This is a genomic window from Curtobacterium sp. B18, assembly GCF_000333375.1.
Lineage (GTDB): Bacteria > Actinomycetota > Actinomycetes > Actinomycetales > Microbacteriaceae > Curtobacterium.
The window spans coordinates 13480-17708 of the sequence record NZ_BACZ01000595.1 but is presented as its reverse complement, the minus strand read 5'-3'; the positions used below and the strand labels follow the sequence as shown (position 1 = coordinate 17708).

Sequence of the window (4229 nt, the reverse complement as noted above, 5' to 3'; positions counted from 1 at the left end):
ACGCGCCCACGCTGCCCGCGTCGCCGAGCTGTACCGGGAGCGTCGGGACGACCTCGCCGCGACGATCGTCCGCGAGATGGCGAAGCCGATCGACCAGGCCGTGGGCGAGGTCGACTTCTGCGCCGACATCTACGACTACTACGCCGACCACGCCGAGGAGTTCCTCGCCGACCAGCCGATCGTGCTGGCGGACGGCAGCGAGGGCAGCGCGTTCATCCGGAAGTCCTCGATCGGTGTCCTGCTCGGCATCATGCCGTGGAACTTCCCCGCGTACCAGATCGCCCGGTTCGCCGGCCCGAACCTCGTCATCGGCAACACCGTGCTGCTGAAGCACGCCCCGCAGTGCCCCGAGTCCGCCCTCGCGATCGAGGCGATCTTCCACGACGCCGGCTTCCCCGTCGGCGCGTACACCAACGTCTTCGCGACGAACGACCAGGTCGCCGACGTCATCGCCGACCCGCGCGTGCAGGGCGTCTCGCTGACCGGATCCGCCCGCGCCGGAGCCGCGGTCGCCGAGATCGCCGGCCGCAACCTCACCAAGGTCGTGCTGGAGCTCGGTGGCTCGGACCCGTTCATCCTGCTCTCGACCGACGACCTCGACGCCGTGGTCGAGTCCGCCGTCGCCACCCGCCTCGAGGGCAACGGTCAGGTCTGCAACGCCGCGAAGCGCTTCCTGGTCGCCGACCACCTGTACGACGACTTCCTGGCGAAGTTCACCGCCGCGATGGCCGCGGTCGCCCCCACCGACCCGACCACGCCCGGCGCCGAGCTCGGTCCGCTGTCCTCGCCGGCAGCCGCCGACCGCCTCGCCGCGCAGCTCGACAGCGCGCGCGAGCAGGGCGCGACGGTGGTGACCGGTGGTGAGCGACAGGGCAACGCCTTCACCCCCACCGTGCTCACCGGGGTCACGCCGGACAACGACGCCTACCGCGAGGAGTTCTTCGGCCCCGTCGCCGCCGTGTACCGGGTCGAGGACGAGGACGCCGCCATCACGATCGCGAACGACACCCCGTACGGCCTCGGCTCGTACCTGTTCACCACCGATGCGGAGCAGGCGCTGCGCGTGGCCGATCGCATCGAGGCGGGGATGGTCTACGTGAACATCGTCGGCGCGGACAGCCCGGAGCTCCCCTTCGGCGGGGTCAAGGCGAGCGGTTTCGGTCGCGAGCTCGGCCCGCTCGGGGCCGACGAGTTCGTCAACAAGAAGCTGATCCGCATCGGCGGCTGACGACGACCCGGGAGCGCCGGGGGCGGCGAACAGGTCCGCTGTGGCTGCTCTTATATAAGCGGGTGTATAGTCACATCTCCAGGGACGAAGAGCGGAGGACACGATGACCGTCACGACGATCGATCTCGACCAGGCAGTGCTCGACACAGCCAAGGAACTCACGGGTGCGCGCACGAACCGCGATGTCGTGAACCGCGCACTCCAGACGCTCATCGCTGTCCGACGACAGCCTGCCGCCGTCGAGCGGATCATCGGCCGGACCTTCACAGAGGAGCAGACGGAAGCTCCCGTCGTGCAATACGCCGCGCCGGGAGTCCCCTCGGACGAGACGTGAGCGCCTACATCGTCGACAACTCTGTGTGGTGGAAGGCCGCACGCAGACCGGCCATCGCGGCGCGACTCCGCGGGTGTTCGACGCAAGACCTGATCCTCACCTGCCCACCACAGGTGCTCGAGTACTGCTTCTCCGCGCGCGATGCCGACGAGCATGCAGCGTTCCGGCGCGACATGGAGGTGTTCTTCCCTACTGAGGAACATCCGAGCGAGGTCGACGTGCTGGACCTCCAGGCTGCGCTGTGGAACGGAGGGTACGTCCGAGGTGCAGGAGCAGTGGATGTGCTGATCGCCGCCTACGCGATCGCGAACGAGGCCATCGTGCTGACTGCGGACCACGACTACGACCACATCGCGGAAGTGGTGCCCGATTTCCGGCACGAGTACCTGCCGGAGCAGTGAAACCGGCCTCGAGTCGACGATGGACGGGAGGCGCGGTGCCAGCCGGCACTCCTCCCTCGCAGGCTCGGTCGGCGCGCCCCGCGCAACGCTTCGCGTTGCCGCTGAGCGGGGCGCGCTCCCGTCCGTCAGATGGTCGCGCGAGCGATCAGACCAACGCCGTGAACGACGCGTCGCGGAGCAGCACCGTCGTGGCGTCGTCACCGACCGCCTGGTCCGGGTCGCTCGACAGCCCGAGGGACCAGCGCCCACCGCCCGGCTTCTCCGGCAGGGTGAACTCGACGGTGGTCTCCGACGCGTTCAGCAGCACCGCCACCGTGTCCTCACCGTGCCGCAGCACGAGCATGACCGCGCGGTTGCCGCCGTCCGCCCAGTCGGCGTCCTCGAACCCCCGCGCGTCGGCGCGGAGGACGTCGACCGTCGAGTCGGAGTCACCCGGTGCCGTGCGGTACCACTCGGGACGGAGCGACGGGTGGTCGCGTCGGAACGCGATCGCCGCCGTCGTGAAGGCGAGCAGGTCCCGGTCGGCCGCCGCCCAGTCGAACCACGAGATCTCGTCGTCCTGGCAGTAGGCGTTGTTGTTGCCGCCCTGCGACCGGGCGATCTCGTCGCCACCGAGGATCATCGGCACGCCGGCCGAGAGCAGCAGCGTGCCGAGGAAGTTCCGACGCTGCCGGTCGCGGTAGTCGTTCACCACGCCGTCGTCGGTCGGTCCCTCGACGCCACCGTTGAACGATGTGTTGTCGCTCTCCCCGTCGTTGTTGTCCTCGCCGTTGGCCTCGTTGTGCTTCTCGGCGTACATCGTGAGGTCGGCGAGCGTGAAACCGTCGTGGGCGGTTACGAAGTCGACCGAGCACAGCGGGGACCGCCGCGAGCCCTCGTAGACGTCCGGGCTGCCGAGGACCCGCTGGACGGCGTCTCCCAAGGTGCCCGCGTCGCCGCGCCAGAACGCACGGAGGTCGTCCCGGTACTTGCCGTTCCACTCCGACCAGTCGGCCGGGAAGCCACCGACCTGGTACCCCGCGGTGTCCCACGGCTCGGCGATCATCTTCACCTCGCGGAGCACCGGGTCCTGGTGGATGATGTCGAGGAACGCCGAGTGCTTCTCCGCCTCGCCGTCCTGGCGGGTCAGCGTCGTGGCGAGGTCGAAGCGGAAGCCGTCGACGTGCATCTCCTCGACCCAGTAGCGGAGCGAGTCGGTGATGAGCCCGAGCGCCGCCGGGTGCGACACGTTCAGGCTGTTGCCGGTGCCGGTCGTGTCGAAGTAGTTCGCCTCGTCACCCTCGACCAGCCGGTAGTACGACTCGTTGTCGATGCCCTTGAACGACAGCGTCGGGCCCATGTGGTTGCCCTCGGCGGTGTGGTTGTAGACGACGTCCATGATGACCTCGAGGCCCGCGGCGTGCAGGGCCTTGACCATCGCCTTGAACTCGGCGACCTGCTGCCCCGCGGTGCCCGAGGACGAGTACTCGTCGTGCGGCGCGAAGAACCCGATGCTGTTGTAGCCCCAGTAGTTCCGCAGGCCCTTGTCCTCGAGCGTGGAGTCCTGCACGAACTGGTGCGTCGGGAGGAGCTCGACCGCGGTGACGCCGAGGTCCGTCAGGTGCTGGATCGCCGCCGGGTGCGCGAGTCCGGCGTAGGTGCCGCGGATCTCCTCGGGCACGTCCGGGTGCTGCTTCGTGAAGCCCTTGACGTGGACCTCGTAGAAGACCGTGTCGGCCAGCGTCGTGCCGGGTCGCGTGTCGTCGCCCCAGTCGAAGTCGCGGTCGGCGACGACGGACTTCGGCATCGCGGGGGCCGAGTCGGTCTCGTCGATCCGCTCCGGGTCGTCCATGTCGTGGCCGAAGAGCGCCTGGCCCCACTCGTAGGTGCCGTCGACGGCGGTGGCGTAGGGGTCGAGCAGGAGCTTCGCCGGGTTGTGGCGGAGGCCCTTCGCCGGGTCCCAGGCACCGTGCACGCGGAAGCCGTAACGGGTGCCGACGGTGACGTCCGGGACGACGTCGTGGAAGGTGTAGCCCGTGCGGTGACGGAGTTCGGTGCGGTGCTCGGTGCCGTCCTCGTCGAACCGGCAGAACTCGACGCGCTCGGCGCTGCTGGAGAAGAGGGCGACGTTCGCGCCGCCGTCGACGAGCGTCACGCCGAGCGGCGTGCGGGAGGAAGTGGTCATGTCGTCCTTCTACAGAACGGCCACTGTGACCCCGGCGTCCCGACGTACCCCGACGGGCGGGCCGCGGGCGATCCGTGACGCGGCTGCGTACAGGACGGGAGG

4 protein-coding genes are annotated in these 4229 nt (G+C 69.4%); 3 read left to right on the top strand and 1 reads right to left on the bottom strand.

The genetic code is table 11. The features are described from left to right. The 3 genes from I5E_RS16230 to I5E_RS16220 form a co-directional block, all read left to right on the top strand. On the top strand, nucleotides 1–1228 hold a 1228-nt coding region (locus I5E_RS16230), incomplete at its 5' end, for an NAD-dependent succinate-semialdehyde dehydrogenase (RefSeq protein WP_022907911.1). Between the two features lie 103 nt (nucleotides 1229–1331). Next, the gene (locus tag I5E_RS21990; RefSeq protein WP_022907910.1) at nucleotides 1332–1562 is read left to right on the top strand and encodes a type II toxin-antitoxin system VapB family antitoxin; all 231 of its coding nucleotides are present in this window, start codon (nucleotides 1332–1334) and stop codon (nucleotides 1560–1562) included. Continuing rightward, entirely contained in the window at nucleotides 1559–1963 is a 405-nt protein-coding gene (locus I5E_RS16220; protein ID WP_022907909.1) for a PIN domain-containing protein, read from the top strand. The genes I5E_RS21990 and I5E_RS16220 overlap by 4 nt, the downstream gene beginning before the upstream one ends. A gap of 145 nt (nucleotides 1964–2108) precedes the next feature. On the opposite strand, the gene glgX is transcribed toward I5E_RS16220, so the two are convergent. Next, nucleotides 2109–4127: a glycogen debranching protein GlgX gene (gene glgX / locus I5E_RS16215; RefSeq protein WP_022907908.1), complete on the bottom strand. Its 2019-nt coding sequence runs from the start codon at nucleotides 4125–4127 to the stop codon at nucleotides 2109–2111. Between the last annotated feature and the right edge of the window lie 102 nt (nucleotides 4128–4229).

Excerpts from the sequence above, each read along its gene's own strand:
- I5E_RS21990 (WP_022907910.1), top strand. The coding sequence starts at position 1,332 with ATGACCGTCACGACGATCGATCTCGACCAGGCAGTGCTCGACACAGCC.
- glgX (WP_022907908.1), bottom strand. The coding sequence starts at position 4,127 with ATGACCACTTCCTCCCGCACGCCGCTCGGCGTGACGCTCGTCGACGGC.